20 protein-coding genes are annotated in these 22,539 nt (G+C 59.1%); 7 read left to right on the top strand and 13 right to left on the bottom strand.

Going from position 1 to position 22,539, the window contains the following annotated elements; all coding sequences use genetic code 11:
* The first annotated feature begins 31 nt into the window (after window positions 1-31).
* Window positions 32-859 carry a tRNA cyclic N6-threonylcarbamoyladenosine(37) synthase TcdA gene (gene tcdA, locus AC13D2_RS19205; RefSeq protein WP_300498233.1) on the top strand — a complete coding sequence of 276 codons (828 nt, stop codon included), beginning with the start codon at window positions 32-34 and terminating at the stop codon, window positions 857-859.
* 29 nt (window positions 860-888) lie between these two features.
* Window positions 889-2,760 (top strand): cation:proton antiporter, encoded by a 1,872-nt coding sequence (locus tag AC13D2_RS19200; RefSeq protein ID WP_300498235.1) that lies wholly within the window; start codon window positions 889-891, stop codon window positions 2,758-2,760.
* A gap of 7 nt (window positions 2,761-2,767) precedes the next feature.
* Here AC13D2_RS19200 and AC13D2_RS19195 read toward each other — a convergent pair whose 3' ends face one another.
* The 4 genes from AC13D2_RS19195 to AC13D2_RS19180 all read right to left on the bottom strand — a co-directional run bounded on the left by AC13D2_RS19195 (window position 2,768) and on the right by AC13D2_RS19180 (window position 6,256).
* On the bottom strand, window positions 2,768-3,757 hold the full coding sequence (locus AC13D2_RS19195; protein ID WP_292049035.1) for an NADP-dependent oxidoreductase: 990 nt from the start codon (window positions 3,755-3,757) through the stop codon (window positions 2,768-2,770).
* A gap of 55 nt (window positions 3,758-3,812) precedes the next feature.
* Complete coding sequence (locus AC13D2_RS19190; protein WP_292049036.1) at window positions 3,813-4,289, bottom strand: acyl-CoA thioesterase; 477 nt, start codon at window positions 4,287-4,289, stop codon at window positions 3,813-3,815.
* Window positions 4,282-5,373 carry an SMP-30/gluconolactonase/LRE family protein gene (locus AC13D2_RS19185; protein WP_292049037.1) on the bottom strand — a complete coding sequence of 364 codons (1,092 nt, stop codon included), beginning with the start codon at window positions 5,371-5,373 and terminating at the stop codon, window positions 4,282-4,284. The genes AC13D2_RS19190 and AC13D2_RS19185 overlap by 8 nt, the downstream gene beginning before the upstream one ends.
* A 91-nt stretch (window positions 5,374-5,464) precedes the next feature.
* Window positions 5,465-6,256, bottom strand: a complete 792-nt coding sequence (locus AC13D2_RS19180) for an alpha/beta fold hydrolase (protein ID WP_292049039.1) — start codon at window positions 6,254-6,256, stop codon at window positions 5,465-5,467.
* Between the two features lie 433 nt (window positions 6,257-6,689).
* On the opposite strand from AC13D2_RS19180, the gene AC13D2_RS19175 reads away from it, so the two are divergent.
* The 3 genes from AC13D2_RS19175 (at window position 6,690) to AC13D2_RS19165 (ending at window position 9,970) form a co-directional block, all read left to right on the top strand.
* A complete protein-coding gene (locus AC13D2_RS19175; RefSeq protein WP_420390413.1) occupies window positions 6,690-7,754 on the top strand; it encodes an AraC family transcriptional regulator in 1,065 nt (354 codons plus the stop codon).
* Entirely contained in the window at window positions 7,751-9,187 is a 1,437-nt protein-coding gene (gene cls / locus AC13D2_RS19170; RefSeq protein WP_300498520.1) for a cardiolipin synthase, read from the top strand. The genes AC13D2_RS19175 and cls overlap by 4 nt, the downstream gene beginning before the upstream one ends.
* A gap of 108 nt (window positions 9,188-9,295) precedes the next feature.
* Entirely contained in the window at window positions 9,296-9,970 is a 675-nt protein-coding gene (locus AC13D2_RS19165) for a GntR family transcriptional regulator (protein ID WP_300498522.1), read from the top strand.
* Between the two features lie 12 nt (window positions 9,971-9,982).
* Here the strand turns inward: AC13D2_RS19165 and AC13D2_RS19160 are convergent, their stop codons facing one another.
* Together AC13D2_RS19160 and AC13D2_RS19155 are read right to left on the bottom strand one after the other, a co-directional pair.
* On the bottom strand, window positions 9,983-12,187 hold the full coding sequence (locus tag AC13D2_RS19160) for a patatin-like phospholipase family protein (RefSeq protein ID WP_292046264.1): 2,205 nt from the start codon (window positions 12,185-12,187) through the stop codon (window positions 9,983-9,985).
* 12 nt (window positions 12,188-12,199) lie between these two features.
* Entirely contained in the window at window positions 12,200-12,808 is a 609-nt protein-coding gene (locus tag AC13D2_RS19155; protein ID WP_292046300.1) for a hypothetical protein, read from the bottom strand.
* Between the two features lie 219 nt (window positions 12,809-13,027).
* On the opposite strand from AC13D2_RS19155, the gene AC13D2_RS19150 reads away from it, so the two are divergent.
* A complete protein-coding gene (locus AC13D2_RS19150) occupies window positions 13,028-13,390 on the top strand; it encodes a hypothetical protein (protein WP_292046261.1) in 363 nt (120 codons plus the stop codon).
* 10 nt (window positions 13,391-13,400) lie between these two features.
* On the opposite strand, the gene AC13D2_RS19145 is transcribed toward AC13D2_RS19150, so the two are convergent.
* Window positions 13,401-16,214: a transporter substrate-binding domain-containing protein gene (locus AC13D2_RS19145; protein WP_482939041.1), complete on the bottom strand. Its 2,814-nt coding sequence runs from the start codon at window positions 16,212-16,214 to the stop codon at window positions 13,401-13,403.
* A gap of 141 nt (window positions 16,215-16,355) precedes the next feature.
* Between AC13D2_RS19145 and AC13D2_RS19140 the strand changes: the two genes are divergently transcribed.
* The gene (locus AC13D2_RS19140; protein WP_292046260.1) at window positions 16,356-16,589 is read left to right on the top strand and encodes a DUF2789 domain-containing protein; all 234 of its coding nucleotides are present in this window, start codon (window positions 16,356-16,358) and stop codon (window positions 16,587-16,589) included.
* 1 nt (window position 16,590) lies between these two features.
* Here AC13D2_RS19140 and AC13D2_RS19135 read toward each other — a convergent pair whose 3' ends face one another.
* From AC13D2_RS19135 to lptM, 6 genes are read right to left on the bottom strand one after another with little or no spacing between them, the layout of a single operon-like run.
* Complete coding sequence (locus tag AC13D2_RS19135; protein ID WP_292046259.1) at window positions 16,591-18,267, bottom strand: GGDEF domain-containing protein; 1,677 nt, start codon at window positions 18,265-18,267, stop codon at window positions 16,591-16,593.
* A gap of 56 nt (window positions 18,268-18,323) precedes the next feature.
* Window positions 18,324-19,268 carry a tyrosine recombinase XerC gene (xerC, locus tag AC13D2_RS19130; RefSeq protein WP_292046258.1) on the bottom strand — a complete coding sequence of 315 codons (945 nt, stop codon included), beginning with the start codon at window positions 19,266-19,268 and terminating at the stop codon, window positions 18,324-18,326.
* A 2-nt stretch (window positions 19,269-19,270) separates the two neighbouring features.
* A complete protein-coding gene (locus AC13D2_RS19125) occupies window positions 19,271-20,017 on the bottom strand; it encodes a DUF484 family protein (protein ID WP_292046257.1) in 747 nt (248 codons plus the stop codon).
* A gap of 16 nt (window positions 20,018-20,033) precedes the next feature.
* Window positions 20,034-20,999, bottom strand: a complete 966-nt coding sequence (dapF, locus tag AC13D2_RS19120; RefSeq protein WP_292046256.1) for a diaminopimelate epimerase — start codon at window positions 20,997-20,999, stop codon at window positions 20,034-20,036.
* A 14-nt stretch (window positions 21,000-21,013) separates the two neighbouring features.
* Entirely contained in the window at window positions 21,014-22,264 is a 1,251-nt protein-coding gene (gene lysA, locus AC13D2_RS19115) for a diaminopimelate decarboxylase (protein ID WP_292046255.1), read from the bottom strand.
* 38 nt (window positions 22,265-22,302) lie between these two features.
* A complete protein-coding gene (lptM, locus tag AC13D2_RS19110; protein WP_482939040.1) occupies window positions 22,303-22,482 on the bottom strand; it encodes an LPS translocon maturation chaperone LptM in 180 nt (59 codons plus the stop codon).
* Between the last annotated feature and the right edge of the window lie 57 nt (window positions 22,483-22,539).

Below are 22,539 nucleotides of genomic sequence, written 5' to 3'. Positions count from 1 at the left end.
TACAATCGTGACTTTTCTCCGGAGATGCAGCATGACGGGTGACGACTTCCATTTCCGCTTCGGCGGTATCGAACGACTCTATGGCCGCCGGGCCCTGGAGCACTTCCGTCACGCTCACATTGCCATCGTCGGATTGGGTGGCGTGGGCTCCTGGGCGGCAGAAGCCCTTGCCCGCTCCGGAGTCGGCACCTTGACGCTGATCGACATGGACGATATCTGCGTGTCCAATACCAATCGCCAGCTCCACGCTCTGACCGGGCAGTACGGGCGCACCAAGACGGACGCCATGGCAGACCGTTTGCGGTCGATCAACCCGGAGGGTGACATTCGGGTCCATTTCGGATTCCTGAACACGAAAAACGTCGATGAACTGATTACCCCGGAGATGTCAGGGGTGGTCGATGCCATCGACAGCGTCAAAGCCAAGGCTGGGCTGATTGCACACTGCCAGCGGCGCAAGATTCCATTGGTGTGTGCTGGCGGCGCCGGCGGTCAGATGGACCCGACCCAGATCCGCGTCAGTGACCTGAGCAAAACCACACAGGATCCATTGTTGGCCAAGGTTCGTAATACACTCCGTCGGGAGTACGGTTTCTCTCGCAATCCCAAGCGGCGTTTCGGGATTGAAGCCGTGTACTCACTGGAACAGCTCACGTATCCTGCAGGGGACGGTGAGGTTTGCCTCCAAAAGCCTGCCACCGAGGGCCCGGTCCGTTTGGATTGTGCCTCCGGGTTTGGTGCTGCCAGCCCTGTCACAGCCAGCTTTGGTTTCTTTGCGGCGGCGCGGTTGCTGGCTCGCATGGCGCGCAAGGCCAATTCCGATAAGACAGCAGACTTTCCTGCGGGACTACAGAATTAAACCCATACTTCAACGGAACTGACCCCATTATGACCGTCAGCACTGTCTTTCTTCTTGCTTGCATCGGTGTGCTCTCCCTGTTTTGCCAGTGGCTAGCCTGGCGGGTTCGCATGCCGGCCATCCTGTTCCTGTTGGCCGGTGGCCTTGCCGCGGGGCCGCTACTGGGATTTCTGGACCCCGAAATCGTATTTGGAGAGCTACTGTTCCCGGTCATTTCCCTGGCTGTCGCCATCATCCTGTTTGAAGGCAGCCTGACTCTCCGCTACGACGAAATCCGCGGCCATGGCAAAATGGTCCGCAACCTGATTCCCGTCGGCTCCATTGTCACCTGCATCATTGGCACCCTGGCTGCCCGCTGGATCCTTGATGTGTCATGGGAAGTGGCTCTCCTGTTTGGCGCCATATCCATCGTCACAGGCCCTACTGTCATCGCCCCTCTACTCCGATCCGTACGACCGGATGCGAAACTGGCCAATATTCTGCGCTGGGAAGGCATCATCATCGATCCAGTGGGCGCCCTTCTGGCGGTACTGGTCTTCGAGGGCATTGTGTCCTGGGGCCAGGGCAACGTATTCAGCCACTCGCTGTATATTTTTGGCAAGACCCTGGCAGTGGGCTTCCTGATTGGCGCTGTCGCGGGCTGGCTGAACGGTATCGCGCTGCGCAAGCACCTGCTGCCGCAATACCTTCACAACGCCGGCACGCTGACGTTCATGCTCGGGGTCTATGCCCTGTCGAATGAGATGGCCCACGAATCCGGCCTGTTGACGGTCACTGTGATGGGCATCTGGATGGCTAACATGAAGCAGGTCCCCATCGACAGCATCCTCGAATTCAAGGAATCCCTGAGCGTACTGCTGATCTCAGCTCTCTTCATCATCCTGGCGGCACGGGTGGAGTTCGAGGCCATCGCTCAACTGGGCTGGGGCCTGGTGGCCGTATTGGCGTTGCTGATGCTGGTCGCACGCCCGGCAAGCATCTTCCTGTCGGCCATTGGCACCAGTCTCAACTGGCGCGATAAATTGTTCCTGAGCTGGATCGCCCCCCGTGGCATCGTAGCCGCTGCCGTATCCGCGCTGTTTGCGTTTCAGTTGCAGAAACTGGGCTATGAAAGCGCCGGGGCTCTGGTACCACTGATATTCATGCTGATCATCGCCACCGTCACCCTGCAGAGCCTTACCGCAAGGCCGCTGGCGAGGTTGCTGAAGGTCGCCGAGCCGGCGGAATATGGGTTCCTGATTCTCGGCGCCAACCCGGTGGCCCGCAAAATCGGCTTGGCGCTGAAGAAGCTGGACGTCCCCGTTACCCTGGCGGACACCAACTGGGAAAACGTCAAACAGGCGCGCATGGAGAACCTGCAGGTGTATTTTGGCAACCCGGTGTCGGAACATGCGTCGACCCACCTGGATCTCACCGGCATTGGTAACCTGCTGGTTATTTCCCCCTACAAGCACATGAACTCCCTGGCAACCTATCATTTCCTGGACTGGTTCGGAAAAGATTCAGTGCTGACCCTGGCCGAAGGTGATCAGGACCAGAAGGCCCGGCACCAGACCGCCGAGAAAATACAGCTGACGAGGGGGCTTTTTGGCGGTGTGAGCTATGCCAAGCTCGCCAGCCTTGCCAGCCAGGACTATTCGGTGAAAACCACCCAGCTCAGCGACGAATTTACGTTCGAGGATTTCCTGGACAAATACGATCGTCAGGCGATGGTACTGTTTGTACTGAACAGCCGCGACCACATCACGCCGGTCAAGAGCATGGCGGCCATCAAGCCCGAGAAAGACTGGACATTGGTGAGCCTGGTGCCACCCCAGGCGAGGAAGGAACGCAAGGAGCGGGATACCGGGGAGTCACCGGAACAGCCACCAGACCAGTCACCGGAACCCGCTCCAACCTGAGAGCCTATCAGCGGGCCCCGCAGTCCAGGACCAGCTTACCCCGGACGTGCCCGCCCTCCAGCAAGCGATGGGCATCAGCGACCTGATCCAGCGGGAAGGCCTTGTCGATATGAACACGTACATCGCCGTCTTCGATCAGTTCGGCGATTTCATCGAGATGAAACACATCGGGGCGGACGGTCATGCCATGGGCTCTCAGCCCAAGGGACTCCGCCGCGGTTATGATGTCATCCGCCGTCACGGTGGGAATCGTGACCAGTACGCCGTGCTCGCTCAGGGTATGCAGAGAACGCTTGCCTGCTTCGCCGCCGACCAGATCCAGCACCACGTCCAGACCATAGCACTCGTCTACAACGTCGGTGGTGTGGTAATCAATCACCTCATGGACCCCAAAGGCCGCCAGGAAATCACGATTACTGGAAGACGCAGTGGCAATCACATGGGCGCCCCGCTCAAGCGCAAACTGCACCGCAAAATGCCCGACTCCGCCAGCACCGGCGTGAATCAGCACTTTCTGACCGGCCTCCAGTTCCGCCACTTCGAACAGCGCCTGCCAGGCGGTCAGCGCGGCCAGCGGCAAAGCGCCGGCGGTTACCAGGTCCAGTTCCTCCGGCACAATGGCGAGCTCATCGGCGCGCGCCACCGTGTATTGGGAATAACCTCCTCCGCCAGCCGGGAAGCCCACCATGCCCATCACCCGATCGCCTGGTGCCAACGTGGTCACGTCAGGACCAACCGCAATCACTTCGCCCGAAACATCGTAGCCGGGCGTCCACGGCAGGTGGTCTTCAATCTGCCTGGCGGCAAACCCCAGACCTTTCCGTGTTTTCCAGTCGATGGGATTCAATCCTGCGCCAGCCACCCTGAGCAACACTTCGTCGGCGCCCGGTTCGGGAATGGTGGAGCTTTCGATCCGCAGTACGTCAGTATCGCCGAAGTGGTCGTAGACCACGTGACGCATGGCATGACCAGAATTCGGATCAACGGTGTTTTCCATGGGGCTCTCCAGACAGCTTCAGGGACGGGATCATCTGTTCAGACTAGCAGAATCCTCAGGGTGTGGTATCAAAGCCGCGACCACCGGGCACCATCGCGCCGCCGAGAATTTCGGTGTATTCGGCGGGCATCCGCGAGGGCCTCTGACTCTTCATGCTGACACAGGCATGGGTGGATACTGCCCGCACCAGGGTCTTGCCATCTGATTCACGCACCAGTTGGAATTGCCGCGCTGAACGAAAGCGTCCATCAAATCCAGTCAGCCAAGTGCCCAGCACCAGCCGGTCGCCCGCATTGGCGGACGCCAGATAATCGATTTCGGTGCGGGTAATAGCCATGGCTTTGCCGGTTTTTTCATGCAGCTCCCAGGTCATGCCCAGGCTGTCGATGTGCTGCCAACTGATATCTTCAAGCCAGCGCACATACACCACGTTGTTGGCGTGCCCGAGCCTGTCGGTATCCGCATCCCGAACGTCGATGGTCATGGTGAACGGTTCGGGAAGATCCCAGTTCACCGGACCAGATTCACTCATTGCTGCTGCCTCCCAGCTCCGGAATAGCCGACAAGGCTAGCCGGCCGATACGGTCGTTGTGAAGTGAACCAAAGTAGAGGTGACCATCATGGGGATTGACCGACGTAATCTCCTGAAGATGGCTACCCTTGGTATCGTGAAGGCTGGTAATCACGCTGCCGTCCTCGTCCATGGCCACGACAAGCCCGTATTCCTGAGGCTTCGGCTTGAAGTAGTCCGGCAACTTGGCCAGCAGGTCCTTCAACCATGGCTGCCGGTGCAGGGTATCCATCTGGGAGTTCCGGAGCGTGGGAAACGCAACCCAGAAGCGGCCTTCGTGGTCGACCGCCAGGTTGTCGGGGAAACCGGGCAGGTTATCGGCGAACACTTCCGCCTGCCCGGGATAACGACCACCGATCCAGTATTTGAGAATTCGATACTTCCAGGTTTCGTTCACCAACAGGTACTCTCCGTCCGGCGACACCGCCACGCCGTTGGCGAAATGCAGGTTGCTGAGCAACACCTCGGTTTTACGTGTGGCCGGATCATAGCGAAGCAGGCGACCGTGGGGGCGCATTTCCAGCAAATCCAGCCGATACTCGGGTAGACGGAATTGCGAACTGGCATCCGTAAAGTAGATGCGACCGTCCGGGGCAATGTCCACATCGTCGGTGAATCGGAAAGGCAAGCCCTCCGCCTCTCGGGTCAGCACGGTAACGGTCTTGTCCGGCGCAATGGAGAGAAGTCCCTTCCAGGCATCCGCCACGATCAGGTTGCCGTGACGATCAAACACCATGCCCAGGGGCCGGCCTCCGGTTTCCAGCCACTTCTCCGTCTGGCCTTCCGGTTTAACCCGGACAATCCAGCCATCCTGCGTGCCCGTGTAGAGAATGCCGTCATCATCCACAGTGGTGTCTTCCGGACCGTAAACCTCTCCCCTGGCCAACAGGTCTGCCAGTCTCAGGCGTTCGTTGGGAGCCAGCTTACCGGTCAACGGCTGCGGCGAAGGGGCGTTCCAGGCCTGACTGTTGATGGGAGATGGCGACAACAGGAAACCACCCAGCACCAGAAAACCAATCAGCAATGCGCCCAGAAGCCACTTCATAGAGGATGCCCGTTCCTGTCAGATACGATTCCGTAACCTTATCAGACACCCGCCGGCGGCTAAACTGGCAGGCATCCGTCGTCACCAGGCGCTATTCGGTGAGGAAACGTCGGCAAAGCGCCGCAAAGCTATCGGGCTTCTCTGCGTGCAGCCAGTGCCCGGTACCGGTGATGATTCGCAAGTCCGCTGCGGGAAAGCGCTGGCGGATGTCGTCGCGATGCTTCTCCTGGATATAGGCCGAATCGGCCCCCTTGATAAACAATACCGGACCTTCAAACGGCCCGTCCCCCTCCGGTGCCTGCGCAAGGCGGGGGTAACATTGCTCAATCACCGGTAGGTTCAGCCGCCAACGGTACGGTCCCGGATGCCGGCTTCGTTCGTCATCCCCCACCCGCACCAGGTTTTTCAGCAGAAACTGCCTGACACCAAGCTCCTCTACATAGTCCGCCAGCACACTGTCGGCATCCTGTCGCGTGCGGATCGAGCCCAAATCCACTGAGGTCAACCCCTCCAGCACCGCATCGTGGCGAGGTTTATAGGTTACCGGCGAGATATCCGCCACGATAATCCGCTCAACCCGACCCGGAGCTTGCAACGCCACCTGCATCGCGGTCTTTCCACCCATGGAATGGCCCAGAATAGACGCCTTTTCCAGACCCTGAGCGTCCATGTAAGCCAACACATCGTCGGCCATAGCCGGGTAATCCATGGTGTCGGTATGGGGAGAAGCGCCGTGATTGCGCTGATCCAGAGCATGAATCTGCCACTGGTCCTGCAGGCGACGGGTGATGCCACCCAGATTTTCCAGCGAGCCAAACAGGCCATGGAGAAGGATCAATGGCGGACCTTCGCCGGTAATACGGTGATTGAGTTCAACACTCATGGTCAGGACCTCCTGGAGTCGCCGGATAGGTTCGTGTGAGAATGGGCTGCTATCGTTAAGCCGACTACATTACCATCGAATGTTATTGGCACAAGGGCAAACCGCAGCCTTGCCCGACAACCGGCCAGCTATTTCAGGCAAAAAAAAGCCGGGGTCTCCCCCGGCTCAGGTCATAAACGTTTGCAGAAACTGATTAGCAGTAGTACATGCTGTTCAGGTACTCAGCCAAAGCGGCGATATTGGAGCGCTCCAGCTCGTTATGGGGCACAAAAATTTCCAGTTCCATGAAAACACCTCCAATCCAGATGTGCGAGTGAGAATACTCAATGACTTAATGCTATCGTTGTTGGGACAACAAACCGTTGACAGGCTGTCCCACAGGTTTGACATTTTGTATCAGCACCGATGAATTCCTGTTAACTCTCAATCATAGGTGACCGTGAACTCACCCCAGGCAAAAGCCACCACATCGCCATTGGTTGCAGCCTCGAGCACGCTGGCCCTGGTTCACTACCTGGACCGCCAAGGCGTGCTGGACATTTCCGCCGTTGAGCGGATCGCCGGGTTCAATAAAAACGAGCTGGCAGACCCGGACCTGCGCATTCCGGCCGAGCGACACTACCACCTGTGGGAGCATGCCGAAAAAGTCACCGGCGACCCTGCCGTTGGCCTCCATGCCGGCCAGGTGGTCGATCCTGACCGAATGGGGCTGGTCGGCCACGTGTTTTTCAATTGCGACACTCTCGGCGAGGCCGTTACCCAGTATGTTCGCCTGCACCGGTTGATCAACGAATCGGTGATCCTGAGTTTTGAACAAACCGGCGAGCAGGCCATCCTGACCTGGCAGGCGGACACCCCCGGGCACTACTGTCGCCAGGATATGGACCGGACGGTGGCGGCGGCTTTATGCCGCACCCGGCATTTCATTCATCCGTCCATTGTTGCCGACTGGGCCGAGATCGCCCACCCCAAACCAGTCTATGCTGGCGAATACCAGCGATTACTGGGTGGCCCGGTGTTTTTTGGCTGTGGCGCAACTCGCCTCGCCTTCAGTAGCGGCCACCTGAGCCATCCGATTCCCCATCGCAACCCATACGTTTATTCCGCCGTGCTGAAACAGGTCAACGCAGTGCTGGCCCGGCTGCAAAGCAGGCGCACCTTCGGCCGCAAGATCCGGCGACTGATTTCACGTCAGATGTCCACCGATCGCATTGACGCCGACACTCTGGCGAAACAGTGCCATATGAGCCGGCAAACACTGTATCGACGGCTAAAAAAGGAAGGGCTTGGATTTCACGATCTGGTGGAGGAAGTGCGCAAGGACAAAGCCATGCGCTACGTGGCGTCGGACCATTACGCACTGGGCGAAATCGCGTTCCTGCTGGGTTTTTCCGAGCTCAGCGCCTTCAGCCGTGCGTTCAAACGCTGGACCGGGATGGCACCGGCCCAGTACCGCGCCCGCCACCTGAACATCGACAATGGAGACGCGCCGGAATGAGCATCGCAGATGTGCCCTGGCTGCCCCTCGCACTGGCCCTGATCTATCTGGCTGCGGCTGCCTGCATCTATCGGATACTGATGACCTATCGTGTGGCACAGGGGGCCATCGCCTGGATTCTGGCGCTGATCGGCCTGCCCTACATCGCCGTTCCCATGTTCCTGTTGTTCGGACGCAACCGGTTCGGCGGTTATATCAGGGCCAGACGCACCGGCGATGCCGCGCTGACGGAATTGCTCAACCATTTCGAACGGCAGACAGCTGCGATCAGCAAGCGCGCCGACGAACATTTTCCGGACGAGCTCCAGGTACTTTGCAAACTGGGCCGGCAGCCGTTTACCACCGGTAATCGGTGCGACCTCCTCAAGAATGGAGAAGCCACCTTTGAGGCGCTGTTCGATGCCATGGAAAACGCCCGACACTATATTCTGCTGGAGTTCTACATCGTTCGCTCCGACAAGGTCGGCCAACGCATCAAGTCGATCCTGAAGCGTAAGCTGGCCCAGGGCGTTCAGGTCTGGTTCCTCTATGACGACATTGGCAGTGTCTGGCTGCCGAGGAAGTACCTCCGGGAACTGGCCGCCGCCGGCGCAAAGGTTGCCTCGTTCGGGGACGGCAATTTTCGCCGCATGCGCCTGCAGGTCAACTTCCGCAATCACCGAAAACTGCTGGTCTGTGATGGTGACGTGGGATTTGTCGGGGGCATCAACCTCGGCGACGAGTACCTGGGCACCGCCATGGACGAGGAGCCTTGGCGTGACAGCCACTGCCGCATCACCGGCCCGGCGGTGACCGGGCTGCAACTGGCCTGGCTTGAAGACTGGAACTGGGCCAGTGAGGACTTCCCGACACTCAACTGGACGTATTCCCGACCGACGCCTGGCAATCAGGAAGTCCTGATTCTGCCAACCGGCCCGGCAGATACCTACGAAACCTGCACGCTGTTTTTCCTCAATTGCATCAACAACGCCCGCACGCGGATCTGGATCGCCTCGCCCTATTTCGTGCCCGACGTTCAGATCATGAACGCCTTGCAGCTGGCCGCCCTGCGGGGTGTGGACGTGCGAATCATTATTCCCGAGAAATCCGACAGCCGGCTGATCCGACTGGCTGCGTACTCATACCTGGTACAGGCATGCCGCGCCGGCATTGGCATCTATCGCTACCAGCCGGGCTTCATGCATCAGAAAGTCGTATTGGTGGATGACCGTTACGCGGCCATCGGCACCGCCAACCTGGACAACCGCTCGATGCGGCTGAACTTCGAGATTACCGCCATCAGTACCGCCGTTGAGTTTGTGAACGGCATTGAACATCTGCTGGAACAGGATCTCACCACCAGTCGACTGATGACGGAACGGGATTACCAGGCCCGTTCTGTGGCCTTCCGGTTGACGTGCCGCACCATAAGGTTGCTTGGCCCCCTGCTCTGAAACCGTCCACCAGGGCCTGGCCAGTTCCGGTGTGCCCATTTTCCATACCCAAAGAATGTGAGAGTATTCCAGTACCATTGAGCCAGCATGCTGTAACGAAGCAGGACCATGACCACATTCAAGCCCCGCGAAACCCTGACCGAACAGGTCGCCCGTCACATCGAAAACCTCATCGCTTTCGGCCAGCTTCGTTCCGGCGAACGCATCTATGAAAGCGCCATGGCAAAACAAATGGACGTAAGCCACGGGTCGATCCGCGAAGGCTTGCTGCTGCTGGAGAAACGCCACCTGGTACAGAACGTGCCCCGCAAGGGCGCATTCGTTACCCCGCTGGACGAGTATTTTGTACGCAGCCTGTACGAAGTGCTGCAACTGTACCTGACCCATACCGGGCGCAAGCTGGTGCGGCAGTGGCAGACCGCCGACATGGACAAGCTCGAATCCCTCTATCAGCGCATGAAAGGCTGCCATGACAATAACGACCTGCTGGCGTTTCTGGAGCTGGGCATAGAGTACACTCAGGCATCGCTGGCCTACGCCGACAACTATTTCATCATTTCCGCCATTGAGGATCTGTGGCCATCGGCGAAACGTTGCGCCTTTGTGGCGTTCCAGCGCGGTGGCAACCGAGTGCTGGAAGACAACCTCGCCCATGTGCGGGAATCGATCAGTGCGATCAAAGACCGAGATGAGGAACGCCTTGCCGCCATTCTCGCCGGATACGCAGAACAGCAATGTCAGCAGGTACTTGACGCTATCGACAGCGCATCGGCTACGGCTTGAGCAACCGGCCGTTCATTCAAACAGGCGGGTAAACGAAAAGCCGACGTTGAGATAGGCACTCCAGTCATCCCGGTTGTTGTAGGCCGTGGCAATCTGTACTGGTCCCAGAAAGGTTTCAACGCCTGCAAACAGACTTCCGGAGCGCAACAGGTTGTTCCACCGTGCGTCCCCCAGCGAGGACCAGGCGTTACCGGTCTCGAACCCGGCTCCGGCAAACCAGGGCACAAACGGCCCGCCAAATTCCTGGCGGACGAAGACGCCCGCCAGGGCCGCATCCTCTCCCGCCACTTCGCCCTGGCTGTATGCCGATAACCGGTGGAAGCCGCCCAGCAGTACTGAATTCTCGATGCCGGCAACGCCCTTGGTGACCGCGTTGGCATACAACAGGCCGGTGATACTGGCCCTTCTCCAGCTTGCGGTGCCCAGTGCCATGACGGTAACCGAGTCAAAATGACGGTCGGACCCAAGGCCCGGGCGCTCGAATCGGCCGCGAATGCCAGCGAACCCGCCAGATTCCGGCAGGAAGGTATCGTCGAGGGAATCATGAACGAACTGGAGCCGGAGACTGCCACTCTGGAAGGAACCAGAGGGCCCCATAGGCTCGCCAATCTGCTCGTCGACAGTGGCGTAGCCCCGCACATATTCAAGACGCGCCTCGCCGTTCACTCCCAACTCGGTGCCCAGAGCCAAATCAACCTGGCGGTTGGTGATATCCACTTCGGTAATGCGCTCGCCTTCTCCATCGAACGCGCTGAGGCTATCACGGGAATAGGTACCGCCTAGCGTGAGGAATCTTTCGAAGCCGTAGTCCAGTGGTTGGAACCACTCGGTTCGAACCCGGGGCTGGGTGCCTAACTGGAGCCCGGTTGTCCACTCACCACCCAGGGCGTTCAGGCCAGTCATCCGCAACGATGTGGCGACATTGAACCGAGTATCGTTCTCGAAATTGTCTTCATAGTTCAAGCCAAAGGACAGGTAATTCGGCCCCCAGCTTTTCTCGCGCACCCGGATAACCAGGTCCGTACCCGGTCCGTCCGTCGGCACCAGCGAATAGGAAACGGTTTCATAGTAACCAAGGCCATAGATACGCTTAAGATCCTCCTCCAGCGCATGCACGTCCAGAGGCTCACCCGTCTGCTGCCGTATACGCTCGCGAAGGAAATCCCCTGCCAGGCGTGAACGGTCATCAATGCGAATGTCGGTGATAACGCCCGGGCTGGACGAGTGTGCCTTTAGCCGGTTGCGAAACCGGTCCCACTCATCGTCACTGACACTCAGGTGGCGAAGCTCACCGGCGTGACCACGCGCACTGCTGGCACCCAGTTCGAACAACGCCGGGGCCTCGTGGAAATCCGCCGATGACAGCCCCTTCAGATCCGGCCGAACCAGGATGTCCTGATCACCCAGCAACTTGAGCTGTCGCTCGGTATTTTGCCGCGTCATCATGGTGGTCAATTGACCAACCACAGAAAACGCCTCGCGTATATCCTCCCGCTCCAACAGGGGATCAGTGATATCCACGGCAATGACAATATCGGCTCCAAGCTCATGGGCCACATTGACCGGCAGGTTGTTGGCCACGCCTCCGTCCACCAGCAAACGCCCATCGAGCGTGACGGGTGCATAGACGCCAGGAATGCTCATGCTGGCGCGGATGGCTTCCGACAGGTTGCCACTGCCGATGACGACTTCCTCGCCGGTTTCCAGATCCGTGGCGATTGCCCTGAATGGAATGGCCAGTTCATCAAAATCCTCAACGAGGGCGGCATCACGGGTGAGTTCATTGAGAATAAAACCCAGGTTCTGGCCGGCGATGATACCGCCACCCAAATGCAGGCCGTCCAGGCGCACACCGATGCCGGGGGACACGGGATAGCGCCAGCCCTGGCGCTTGCGCCTGACGGGCTTGTAGGCACGCCCCGGGTCGTCACGGAAACTGGATACCCAGTCCATCTCGATAAAGCGCTCTTCAATCTCCCGTACTTCCATACCGGAGGCATAGAGTGCCCCAACGGCAGAGCCGGCACTGGTACCTACCACAATATCCACTGGCACCTTCAGCTCTTCCAGCACTCGCAGTACACCCACATGGGCCATGCCCTTGGCCCCGCCGCCGCTTAGCACCAGGCCCACTTTCGGCCGCCCTACATCAGCTATGAGGGGCATGGCCGCAAGCATCGCAAGCAGAAGGCCAATCAATCGAGCTGGTAACATCATCCCGTCCGACTGTCAGGCATCGTCTGCGGGATCCTCGTCCGCAAGGGACAGGTGGGAGACATCTGGCACAACCGGTGGTGGAACCTCACGCTTCACGCCCAGATCGCTGCCCGGGGGCGCCAGCGTCCAGTCGTCCAGGTGCTGGAACATGGGAGCAGGAGCCTCCCGGTGCTCCTCCAGCGTGACGCCAACGGGGTCAAGTGTCAGTCCGGACCCGGAAAGAATGCTGTCGACCTTGTCGCCCGCCACCGGCAAACGATCGCCCGGTTCAACGGCAACGGCGCTTCCTGATCTGGTATCATTGCGCGCCGGCTCTGCCGGAGGCGCTGAAGATGCTGGTTTTGGCTCTGACGGTGATTGAGCGGCGGGTGCCGTACGCGCGGCAGGGGCAACCGCGCCCTCCATGGGCTCGACATAAGCCAGCATGCCGTGCTTTTGCAACACCGAACGGTATTTTTCCGCCTGGACTTCCTCCAGTTTGTTGCGGATAACGACCGGTTGGCCACTGAACATACGTTCAATCTGTTCCACCGTTGCCTTGAACAGGGTTCTGGCATTACTGCGGGCGGTTGCCTGGTCGGTACCCGGCGTACATTCACCTTTGAAGACGAGTTGGAACATCATCCTGCCTCTATGCGCTTCTGTTTTTATCCATAGTAGTTGATCCTGGCAGGCTCCGGAAATCCACACCCAGCCGACGGATTCTCTGAAAATTGCAAACAATTGAAAAATTCACGCAAAAAATACGCAAACCAGTTCGCACTCTGCAATAATCATCAGTAACTAAACGTTACATATGTTTACATTGATCGACGAACCGACTCCAAAGGAGTGGCTCCCATGGCCATCAAATGCATCACCGGCGCTTTCATGCTGTTACTGGCACTGGCCACACAACCGGTCATGGCTGGCAACCTGGACGTGCTGCTCAGCGGAATCTTCCCCGATAAACGGGCGACCTACATTGGCTATGAAAGCGTTGAGCGTGAAGACATCCCTGCCACATCCGCCGTCGAGCGCAAATATCTGATCGTCGATTTCCGGTTCGAGTCCGAGCCGCCCCAGGAACAACTTCAGGCCAACGTGCACCGGGTATGCATGGCTCTGCTGAAAGATCGCGAGTTGATTCGTTCGCTGTCGGACTCGGGCTACGACATGGTCGCCGTCGCCTTTGACCGCAAGTCGCAGTTCGACTGCCTCTGACACTTTCCTGTCACTGATCCCGTCCCAGAAGGCGCGGAAAGGATTCGAGAGCACTGTTCACGGAATCCAGATTAAACGCCTCCACGTCCGCCAACAGTTTCTCTCCATATCGTGTAACCGAGGGCGAACGGAACCGCTTACCCCATACCAGCACCCGATTGGCAAAATCCTTCATCTGTTCCGGATCGCCGCTTTCCCGTACCGTCTCCCACTCGTCGCCAAAATCTCGTGCAAGCTGCTCCTGCAACCATCCGCGTTCCTGCATGCTGAGTGTCTGGGCCAGCAGACGCTCCGACTCCTCGGGTGTGCCATCGTCTTCAGCCTGGGCGCCCGTTGCCTCAACCCGAGGAAGTCTGACCGTAAAGGTGGACCCCGACCCAGGCTCGCTCTCAACCTGAAGCTCCCCACCCATCATGCGAACCAGCTTGCGGCTGATTGCCAGGCCCAGGCCCGTGCCCCCATAACGCCGCGTGTTCTGACCTTCCTGTTGCTCAAAGGCGTCGAAGATCTGCTCCTGCTGGTCGGGAGGAATGCCGATGCCGGTATCGGACACTGTCACAACCAACCGGTAAAAGCAGCGACGATCAGCCTCACTGGCCACCTCCTCGACCGGTTTCTCCGATGACTTCCGCGGTGTAGCCGTGGCACGGACCGTCACACCACCCTCATGGGTAAACTTGATGGCATTGCCAACGAGATTGAAAAGTACCTGTCGCAGCCGCGTTTCATCAAGCATCATCGCCGCCGGCATCTTGGAATCAACGCTGACTTCCAGTGAAATGCCCTGCTCGGTGGCGCGCAGGTCGAATATATGGCGCACATCACTGAGCAGCCGCCGCACCGATACCGCCGAATACTCCAACCGCATCTTTCCCGCTTCAATGCGGGACAGGTCCAGGATGTCGTTAATCAGCATCAACAGGCTGCGACTGCCCGCGCGAATGGCATCCAGGTAATTCCGTTGCTGGGGGTCCTTGACCGTATTGCTCAACAAGTCACTGTAGCCAATCACTGCGTTCATCGGAGTGCGGATCTCATGGGACATATTGGCGAGGAATTCGCTTTTCGTCAGGCTGGCCGCCTCAGCTTCCCGCGCCAGGCGCTCCGCCTCCAGTTTGGCCGCCCGAAGCTCGTCTTCGCTGCGGCGTAGTGCGTTCTCAGATCGAATTCGCTCGTCTACCTCCCGCGACAGTTTACGGTTCCAGTACAGGAAGATCAGTACCACCACGAGGGCGATAAGCACAATACGACGCACCACGGTGTAGTCGGTTTCCTGCTCGATATCCAGGTGGATCCAGCGATTGTAGATCGACTCGGTCTCGGTGGCATCCAGACTGCCCAGCGCTTTATTGAGGATGCGCTGCAATTCGGGCCGCTCCTTACTGACGGCGAACCGTAGCTCATACTGGTAAGGCGTGATGCTTGTTATCCGAAGGTTGGACAACCCCAGGCGGGCAACGGTATAGCTGACCGCCGGAATATGGGTCACCATGACATCGAGGTCACCGTTGGACAGGGCCAGCAGGCCTTCCTCAATGGACGTCATCGGATACAGATCAAGGTTGGGGTGATTGATCAATAGATAATCATGCCCCGCCTGCCGGTTAACCACACCCACCTTTTCGTCTCTCAGCTCCCTCAGCTCTCCAATGAAGCGACCGTCATCACGAATGGCAAGGGCAATAGGAACGGTCAAATAGGCGCGGCTAAACAGGAAAGACTCCTCCACCCTTGGCGTTCGGGACATTGCGGGCAGTATATCCACCTCTCCCGAACGCAGAGCGTTTTCCTCGTCGGCGCTGTCGTCCATCACCTGTCGGCTAAAGCGAATGTTCAGTTGTTCTTCCAGGCGTTTGACCAAATCCGGCACGAGCCCGGCAGACTGACCATTCTGGGTATACTCGAATGGCGGCCAGTCCGGTCGAAAGGCCACTCGAAGATTCGGGTTTTGATTGAGAAATGCCCGCTCGTCAACCGACAGGGAAATGGCGGAGGGGTCCAGTTCCGGCAACTCGGTCTGCAACCACGACTGGCGGATCGACCGGTGCTCACCGTGGTCAATAGCCAGAACCGCCTGGTTGAGCACCCGATAAAGCTGATCGCTCTCCTGATCACTCCCCGCTGCCATTTCCAGCACCACGTCGACCGATTGCTGGTTCAGCAATGTCGCCACCCCAACCCCATTGACCATAGCGGACTGCAGGTAATCCGACACCACCGGCACTGGCCCCAGAAACGCGTCCGCCTGTCCCGACAACACCATACCAACGGCTTCGCTGATACTGGAAACCGGCACGGGGGAAAAGCTATCAACCGGATCAAGTAATGCAAACTGGTTGGGATCGTTGGTGATCAGGGCAATGCTCGCGTCCTCAAGGTCGGAGAGCGAGCGGATGCCTGCATCGTCGGCACCAACAAATATGCCGTAGGTCAGGCTCATCAGCGGCGAGGAAAGCCGCACATTGGAAGGGGGGGAACGATGGGCCAGATAGGTACTCAGCTGGGCATCCAGGGTCCCGTCCTGCAGCCATTCATCGAGTTGCTCTTCCGGGGCCGACACCGGCTCAACCGGCACGCCAAGCTTCTCTGACAACCGGTTTAGGTAATCAATATAGATGCCCGCCAGCTCACCCTCGCCAGTATCGAACACCAACGGCACCTGGCCACTTCGTACCCCGACTCGGAACGATTCCCTCGCCGCCAGCCATCGCAGGTCCTCGCTCCCCAACACCGGCGCCGGAGAGAGCTGCGGTGGCTCAGCAGCGGAAACGCCAGGCACCAGCAGACCGGTCAGCAACAGCACAATATGAAAAACGGACCTCACTGGATATCCTCACCGGTTCGGCTACAGTTCAAGGAACCATACCCGTAAACTCTTCCGATTGCATTCAGCGGGTTACCCGATCTACTCTGATCGTGCCCACAGCGTATTAAAGTACCGGCAACCTTGGGGAGACCCCTGACCATGGATACCAGCAAACACGATTTCAGCGCGCTCTTTGAACAACTCGGCATGCCATCCGACAGCGTCAGCATTGAGGACTTTATCGCCAAACACTCGCCACTTCCCTCGGAAATTGCCCTGCAGGATGCCCCTTTCTGGTCGGAAAGCCAGTCACATTTCCTCGAAGAAGGCCTTGAGGACGATTCTGACTGGGCGGAAATTATCGATGAACTCGATGCCCTGATGAGGCATTGAATCAGACATTGCGCCCGGCAATAAGTACCTGATCGCGGCCGGAGTCCTTGGCGAGGTACAGAGCCTTGTCGGCCCGGTCGAACACATCATCCTCGTCGTCGTCCCCATCGAATTCCGCCAGCCCTGCTGAAAACGTCACCGACACCGGCTCGCCCCGGAAATGGAATGGCAATGCCGCAATATGCCCACGCATGCTGTCCAATACCGCCCGGGCGTTGTCCACATTGGTTTCGGGCAACAGGACCACGAACTCTTCCCCGCCGAAACGGGCGATGAAGTCGGTTGCCCTCAGCCGTTCACGGAGGGCACGCGCAACCAGTTGCAACACGCGATCACCCGCCTTGTGCCCATAGGAATCGTTCACACGCTTGAAAAAATCGATATCAAGCACGCAAATCGACAGTGAATGACGATAACGCTGCCAGCGCTGGTACTCGAATGACAGTCGTTCCTGCCAGGCTTCCCGATTGGGTAATTGGGTCAGGACATCGGTAAGGGCTTTCTCGCGTTCCTCCCTGAGCTTTTCTCGAACCTGTTCCGACTGGGCCTCCATCGTCACCAGTTTTTCCTGCATGAGCTCCAGTTCCAGCGACAGGTTGCGCTCGCGCTCGGACTCCTGCTCCCGAAACCGCTCGACGGCACCACTGATCGACTCCAGGTGCCGGCTCACCGAATCTTTCAGTTCGTCGAAGTCGACGCTGCTTTCCACTTGCTGGCCGAACGACCATAGCTCCTGGCGAATGTCGCGATCCAATTCCTGCGAGGCGTCCAGTCGCCCGGCCTGGGCATTCGCCTGCTCTGCGAAACACTGGCGCAATGCTTCCAGCCGTTCATCGAGACGCCGGAGAAAGGCCTCGAACTCCCTTTGTCCGCGGGTCACCGCTGCGATTACCAGCTCCGCCACGCTGCTCAGGCCCTCCCGCAGTTCATCCCAGTTATCGCTGCTCAACAGCGACTCCTGTAATCGTCGGGCTCTCGCCTCCGACACAGCCTCCAGTGTCACCTGATCCAGCATATGGCCCAGCAGCTCACCAACCCGACGCGCAATCTTCAGGCGCTCGCTGTCTACGGTGCCAGGAGTTGCCGGTTCAACGGCGGACGGTGCGGGCAGGTTCTCGGCGGCTTCCGCCAATATTGGCTGGTCGGACGACTCCTGGTTTCCCCGGCCGCCAAACAGGCGACCAAACGGGCTTCGCTTGCGATCCCGCCCGTCACCGCTGCCCAGCCCTGTTTCCAACACCCATGCCAGATCGACCAACCATTCGGTAGCATCCAGTTGGAGGGTTTCCGGTTTCCGGAGTCGTTTCTCAAGGTCACGAATACGGTCCTTGCCGGATTTGAACAGAGGATGGGAACGCAGCCCTGACAGCAACTGCTCGAATGTCGTTCTTAGCCGGTCCGTGGATTCGGACTTGCGCTCGTCCAGGGCGGCCACCTGCCGGTCAATTCTCTCCTGCAAATCCCGCCAACTGTCTGCGTTGAGAGCGGGGCTTCGTAGCTCGTCGCGAACTCGTTCCAGCAAACGATCCAGCTCCGCAGTCTGCCCTTCGGACGCCAGACTGGTACGCACCAGCATACGCTGAAGCAGATTTCTTTCAGTTTCCCAATGCGATTCACGCTGATCTGATGATTCAAGTGCCTGGAGATACTTATCCTTCCAGGATGGGTCCGATGACATTTAGCGCTCCTGGCCCTTTACTGGACGCCTATTCCGTGACTGATGCCTCAACGATGCTACGTTTCCTGCCTGTTACGACGCCGGCGAGCCCTGGGATGACTCTGATCGTAGACCTTTGCCAGATGCTGGAAGTCCAGATGAGTATAGACCTGGGTCGTCGCTATGTCCGCATGGCCCAGCAACTCCTGTACCGCTCGCAGGTCGCCACTGGACTCCAGCATGTGGCTGGCGAAGGAATGCCGAAGCAGGTGTGGGTGAAGCCTCTGATCCGCCCCTTTATACATTCCCCACCGGCTCAGGCGGGACTGGATACTGCGGGTACTGAGCCGATCGCCTCGTCGGCTCACATACAAGGCACTTTCTCTGTCCGGAGCCATCGCTCCGCGCACGTCAAGCCACTGCGCCAGCGCGTCCAACGCCCTTCTCCCTACCGGCAGAAGGCGCTCCTTGCGGCCCTTACCCAGCACCCGGACCTCCCCGCCTCGGACGTCCACGGATTGGAGGTCCAGCCCCGCCAGTTCCGAAAGCCGCAGCCCTGAGGAATACATCAGCTCGAACATGCTCAGGTCGCGAATTTCCAGAGGGTCATCGGGCGTTGCGTCCAGCAGGTGGTTGAGTTGGTCCACATCTGCCACCTTCGGCAGACGCTTACCAGACTTAGGAGCTCGGATGTCCAGCGCGGGGTTGTCCACCGCAAGGTTTTCCCGCAACAGGTATTCGTAAAACCGGCGGATGGCAGACAGGTGACGGGCAATACTCCGACCGCCCAGCCCTTCACGGCTGAGCTGTGCAACGTATCGTCGCAAGTCGTGGCTGGTGACTGACCGCCAGGCCGGCGACGGTTGATGCTCAACCCACACAGCGAATCGGTTCAGGTCATCGCGGTAACTGGCACAGGTGCGCGGTGAGTGTCGCTTCTCCGACGCCAGATAACGCAGGAACGCGGCCACCGGCTCTGCCAGTGTGGCAGCCTGGCCGGCTCCCTCGTCAGCCGGCGACATGGTCAGCGGGACTCCGCGACCACATCGGTGACAGGTAACGTGGCGGCATGCCTTTGCAGGATGGGCGGCAACAGGCGGCTCAGGGTGTCACTGATGTAGGTCAGGAAGAGTGAGCCCATACTCTGGTCGAAGTACCCGGGCTCGCAGCTGCCCACGGCAAACACCCCGACCAGTTCGTTGTTACGCAGCGGCACCAGCGCCACTGAGGCAATGGGTTCCTCCCGGTCCGGGAACAGGAAACTGCGCTCACTCTCACGGAACTGGCCACAGACGGCGCGATCCCCTTCCAGCAAACCGCCCAGGCGCGCTTTCGCCACGTCCGGCGACACGACGTGCAGGGCGCCCTGCGCCGCTGCCGGCAACTCGCTGTCGGTGAAGAGAATCACCGAGGCCGCGTCCAGACCGAAATCACCACGGATACTGTCATCAATCGCGGCGGCCATATCATTCAGGTTGCGGGCCTCGATCACCTGCATCAGCAGGCGTTTGCTCTTTTCGAACAGGCGGTCGTTGTGGCGGGCAATGGACACCAGTTCTACCAACTCGCGGCGCAACGTGTCGCGCTGTTCGCGGAACAGGTGCACCTGGCGCTCCACCAGCGAGATCGCCCGGCCGCTGTCGTGGGGCAGGGTCAGGCTGCGCAGGAGCTCGTCCTGATCAATAAAGAAATCGGGGTTGTTCCGCAGATAATCTGCGACGGCTTCCCGGGTGAGCCCTTCGGCCTTCTTGTGGGCCGTTTGTTCTGTCATGCTGCTCTCCTGATGGTCAGGGCCTTGATGTGGCCGGCTGGCGATGGCGATTGTTCTGTCGGTTGGTACCGGATTTTGCATCGCTGTGCCGCGTGTTCTTACGTCGTCTCGGGGCCTGGTCTGCCGGCAGGCGAAGCTGACCCTCGAAAACGCTGGCCGTCGGGCCTTCCATCATAACAGGGGCCCCTTCACCCTGCCATTCGATGACCAGGCGCCCACCTTTCAGCTCGACGTCCACCCGGCTATCCAACAAACCTCGCAGGCAGCCGGCAACCACTGCCGCACAGGCGCCACTGCCACAGGCCATGGTTTCACCAGAACCACGCTCGAACACCCTCAGGCGAACGCGGGTCCGGTCAATAATCTGCAGGAACCCGATGTTGGCCCGCGCCGGGAACCGCGGATGATTCTCAAGCCTGGGGCCAAACTCACCTACCGGGGCGGTATCCACGTCATCCACCAAGAGCACGCCATGGGGGTTGCCCATGGAGACGGCGCTGAGTTCCACGGTATCATCGCCGAGTTCCACCGTGTACACGTCCTTGCGGCGGTCGGCGGCGAACGGTATGGCCGGAGGATTGAGCTCCGGCACCCCCATATCGACGGTGACCATGCCCGCACGCCCGACTCTCAATTCGATAACGCCCTTGGCGGTCTGAACCCGGATCACCTTCTTGTTGGTCAGGCGCTGGTCGCGAACAAAGCGGGCAAAACAGCGTGCTCCATTGCCGCATTGCTCGACTTCCGAGCCGTCGCTGTTGAATATCCGGTAACGGAAGTCCACGTCGGGCAGCCCCGGAGGTTCAACCACCAGCAACTGATCAAAGCCAATACCAAAATTCCGGTCGGCCAATTCGCGGATCATCTCCGGGCGCAGGCGAAAGGGCTGGCTGATGGCGTCCACCACCATGAAATCGTTCCCCAGACCGTGCATCTTGGTGAAGTTAAGCATTGGGCCCTGGCTGCGCCGTGACTGACTCATTTCCGCCTCCCCACTCATTCCGGCAAACAGCTTTCTGGGCCGAGCTGTTCTTCCAGGGTTTCACGTCGACGCACAATGTGTACCTGTTCACCATCCACCATCAGTTCCGGTGGGCGGTTACGGGTGTTGTAGTTGGAGCTCATGACAAAACCATAGGCCCCGGCGGACCGAACCGCCAGCAAATCGCCCGCCTGGAGTCTCAGTTTGCGATCCTTGCCGAGGAAATCACCCGTCTCACACACCGGCCCGACCAGATCCCAGTGTTTCTCGTCGCCGCCGTTGCGGGGGGTTACCGGGATAATGGATTGCCACGCGCTGTACAGTGCGGGACGAATCAGGTCGTTCATCGCCGCATCTATGATGGCAAAGTTGCGATGTTCAGTGCACTTGAGGAATTCGACCCGCGTCAGCAGGATGCCGGCGTTGGCGGCAATGGACCGCCCCGGCTCCATGATCAGTTCCAGCGACCGGTCGCCCAGGCGCTCCGCCAGCGCGGTCACGTAATCCGACGGTTGCGGCGGCTGTTCCTGGTCGTAGGTGACCCCCAGGCCACCGCCCATGTCCAGATGTCGGATATTAATGTTCTTTTTTGCCAGGGTGTCGATCAGCTCCAACACACGGTCCAGTGCATCGAGGAAAGGTGACACCGAGGTGAGCTGCGAGCCGATGTGACAATCCACACCCTGTATATCCAGGTTTGGCATGGCGGCAGCGCGCTCATAGACGGCCGGCGCTTCCGCAATGTCGATACCGAACTTATTCTCTTTCAGCCCGGTGGAGATATAGGGATGGGTACCGGCGTCCACGTCGGGGTTCACACGCAGGGAAACCGGCGCCCTGACACCAAGCTCACCCGCTACTTCATTCAGGCGATCCAGTTCGGTGTCGGATTCCACATTGAAACAGCGAACACCGGCCTCGAGGGCGCGGTGCATTTCCCAGCGCTGTTTACCAACCCCGGAAAATACGGTTTTCGCAGGGTCCCCGCCGGCACGGATCACCCGTTCCAGTTCTCCGGCAGACACGATGTCAAAGCCGGCGCCAAGCCTTGCCAACACGTTCAGTACAGCGATATTGCTGTTGGCCTTGACGGCGTAGCACACCAGATGTGGCCGACCGGCAAGGGCATCATCATAGGCGCGGTAATGACGTTCGAGAGTGGCGCGGGAATAGACATAAGCAGGCGTACCAAAACGCCGGGCAATGTCCTCAACCGCCACGTTCTCAGCGAACAGTTCACCGCTGCGGTAATTGAAGTGATCCATGGATTTCCTGAGCCTGTTATCGCGGCAGCCTGCCGAACCTAGTGGTCTTCAGCCGGTTCACTGCGGTCATGTTCGCCAGATTTCTGGCTTGGCGTGTCCTGCTCGGTAGCCGTATCGTCACTGGCCGGTGCCTGGCGATACAAAGGCCCCTTCTGGCCACACCCAACCAGAAACGCGACCATCACCAGCAGGAACATGAGTGTCTGTCCTGGCTTCATGGGTAGCTGCCCCCGTTGTCTGTATGCACGCAGTATACCTGAGTGAGGCCGTGCCCG

It is taken from the genome of Marinobacter sp. B-12, from assembly GCF_056857915.1.
This window is presented reverse-complemented; position numbering and strand designations above follow the sequence as displayed.

Excerpts from the sequence above, each read along its gene's own strand:
- tcdA (WP_300498233.1), top strand. The coding sequence starts at position 32 with ATGACGGGTGACGACTTCCATTTCCGCTTCGGCGGTATCGAACGACTC.
- AC13D2_RS19200 (WP_300498235.1), top strand. The coding sequence starts at position 889 with ATGACCGTCAGCACTGTCTTTCTTCTTGCTTGCATCGGTGTGCTCTCC.
- AC13D2_RS19195 (WP_292049035.1), bottom strand. The coding sequence starts at position 3,757 with ATGGAAAACACCGTTGATCCGAATTCTGGTCATGCCATGCGTCACGTG.
- AC13D2_RS19190 (WP_292049036.1), bottom strand. The coding sequence starts at position 4,289 with ATGAGTGAATCTGGTCCGGTGAACTGGGATCTTCCCGAACCGTTCACC.
- AC13D2_RS19185 (WP_292049037.1), bottom strand. The coding sequence starts at position 5,373 with ATGAAGTGGCTTCTGGGCGCATTGCTGATTGGTTTTCTGGTGCTGGGT.
- AC13D2_RS19180 (WP_292049039.1), bottom strand. The coding sequence starts at position 6,256 with ATGAGTGTTGAACTCAATCACCGTATTACCGGCGAAGGTCCGCCATTG.
- cls (WP_300498520.1), top strand. The coding sequence starts at position 7,751 with ATGAGCATCGCAGATGTGCCCTGGCTGCCCCTCGCACTGGCCCTGATC.
- AC13D2_RS19165 (WP_300498522.1), top strand. The coding sequence starts at position 9,296 with ATGACCACATTCAAGCCCCGCGAAACCCTGACCGAACAGGTCGCCCGT.
- AC13D2_RS19160 (WP_292046264.1), bottom strand. The coding sequence starts at position 12,187 with ATGATGTTACCAGCTCGATTGATTGGCCTTCTGCTTGCGATGCTTGCG.
- AC13D2_RS19155 (WP_292046300.1), bottom strand. The coding sequence starts at position 12,808 with ATGTTCCAACTCGTCTTCAAAGGTGAATGTACGCCGGGTACCGACCAG.
- AC13D2_RS19150 (WP_292046261.1), top strand. The coding sequence starts at position 13,028 with ATGGCCATCAAATGCATCACCGGCGCTTTCATGCTGTTACTGGCACTG.
- AC13D2_RS19140 (WP_292046260.1), top strand. The coding sequence starts at position 16,356 with ATGGATACCAGCAAACACGATTTCAGCGCGCTCTTTGAACAACTCGGC.
- AC13D2_RS19135 (WP_292046259.1), bottom strand. The coding sequence starts at position 18,267 with ATGTCATCGGACCCATCCTGGAAGGATAAGTATCTCCAGGCACTTGAA.
- xerC (WP_292046258.1), bottom strand. The coding sequence starts at position 19,268 with ATGTCGCCGGCTGACGAGGGAGCCGGCCAGGCTGCCACACTGGCAGAG.
- AC13D2_RS19125 (WP_292046257.1), bottom strand. The coding sequence starts at position 20,017 with ATGACAGAACAAACGGCCCACAAGAAGGCCGAAGGGCTCACCCGGGAA.
- dapF (WP_292046256.1), bottom strand. The coding sequence starts at position 20,999 with ATGAGTCAGTCACGGCGCAGCCAGGGCCCAATGCTTAACTTCACCAAG.
- lysA (WP_292046255.1), bottom strand. The coding sequence starts at position 22,264 with ATGGATCACTTCAATTACCGCAGCGGTGAACTGTTCGCTGAGAACGTG.
- lptM (WP_482939040.1), bottom strand. The coding sequence starts at position 22,482 with ATGAAGCCAGGACAGACACTCATGTTCCTGCTGGTGATGGTCGCGTTT.